This is a genomic window from Chitinophaga sp. (assembly GCF_036566945.1).
In the GTDB taxonomy this organism is placed as follows: Bacteria; Bacteroidota; Bacteroidia; order Chitinophagales; family Chitinophagaceae; genus Chitinophaga.
In genome coordinates, this window is the sequence record NZ_DATCVJ010000170.1 from 1 (window position 1) to 1694 (window position 1694).

Consider the following 1694-nt stretch of genomic DNA (forward strand, 5'->3'; position numbering starts at 1 on the left):
TCCCGGGCGTACTAATTGCAAGAGTCAAGGCTAGAATCGAGATACCTTGGGATGGATCCTCCGATAAATATCTAAAGGAACTGGCAAAACTCCGATCTGCCCGAAATCTCGCACCCGTAGACCATGCACTTCGTATGGTTAATTTCTTATCAAGAGGAGATCGTTCTGAATCGTTTGAAAAATCTCGATACAACGAGGATTTCTTCGGAATATCCGCAACTCTTCCGCTAGAATTCAACGCATTTCAATCGTTCTTAAAGAACAAGACCGAAGATGTCGTATCACTACTTATTGGAGCGCCCGACCCTGAAGTCTTGAAAAAGAACCTGGTCAAGAAGGTAGTGAATCGCAACGAAAAATTGAATGAAAAGTCGAAGGCCGAACATCTTATGATTAATAGGCAAGGAATTGTCTATATTCTGCCAGAAGGAAATTACCGTGGGCCCCACACGGCACGATTTGACCGCACGATGGATCTTGCGGTCCTTGGACACTTTTGTTCGATATTCCTCGAGAATCGTGACATGTTCAGAACCTACCCGACTTACACTAAGTTTATTGGGGAGAAGGTTGATTCATGGATTCACAAATCGGAACTGTCGTTCAAGTCTAGCGTTTCCAACAGGCTTGCATGGGATGTACTGTCACGTTCACTGAAACTCAAAGAACACGCACTAGACTGGCATTCAAACTTTACAACCACCCTCGAAAAAGAAGCGAATTCCTTCTTCCAGAATGTTCAAGAAGACTGGTGGAGAGATCCAAATTTCCCTCGATTACTTGATAATCAACACGACACAGATAATGACCCTACGCGCACGCTGAGCGACCCTTCACTTCAAGACTTTGTCCGAAGGGATAGAATGGAGGCGCTACGATGCAGAACTACCGGAAACTATCGAGCATCCGTCGTTATGGCTGGCGCGGCGATCGAAGGCACACTTCTCAGTAATGCACTTAAGTTAGGAAAAACCAGCAAAGAAAAATTGGTAAAAATGAGCTTTCAGGATTTGATTAAGGAATCTTGCAGCGGCTACAAAGATGATCCTACCAATAGAAGGAATGCACAACGTTCAATTAAGCCCGAAACGGCAAACTTATTGGATAACGTCCTTCGCCCTTGGCGAAACTATGTACATGCCGGTCTCGCATTTCGTGCCGACCAAGAGGTAACCAAGCCTGCCGCAGACGCCGCCATTGCTGCATTAGATCTCCTCCTAGGAGAGATAAAGTAGCACCTAATCGCGACGCCGATACTTGAGACATATAACATAACTGTCAAATTGTTTCCCGCACAACTCGAACGCTATTAGAATTAGGCGAATCATACACTCGCGGCTCTCACCGAGGGAATCGAAATCCAGCTACTTTAGAGTTCGGCTGACTATTTTGCCTTTGCTGCAGCCTTGGCGGCTTTCTTGAACTCGCGGACCTCGAGGAGCGTCTGCTCGTCGACCACGTCGGCTATGGACCGCCGTGACCCGTCGAGTCCGTAATCCCCAGCTGCTTCGCGCCAACCGTCAGGCTGGACCCCGATTTGTTTGCCCAGCAGCGCCAAGAAGATTCGGGCCTTCTGATCGCCGTAGCCGGGCAGCGCCTTGAGTCGTTTGAGCACTTCCTTGCCGTTCGGATCACCCGACGTCCAGATCGCAGCGGTGTCACCGTCGTACTTTTCGACGATGAACTGGCACACG

Annotated in this window: 2 protein-coding genes; one reads left to right on the top strand and one right to left on the bottom strand. The window is 48.3% G+C overall.

Translation table 11 applies throughout. From position 1 onward, the window contains the following. The coding region (locus VIP81_RS04885; protein ID WP_331957356.1) for a hypothetical protein at window positions 1-1235 on the top strand (1235 nt) is incomplete at its 5' end. A 149-nt stretch (window positions 1236-1384) separates the two neighbouring features. Here the strand turns inward: VIP81_RS04885 and VIP81_RS04890 are convergent. Further along, window positions 1385-1694 (bottom strand): HhH-GPD-type base excision DNA repair protein (locus VIP81_RS04890; RefSeq protein WP_331957357.1); only part of this gene is annotated, 310 nt, incomplete at its 5' end.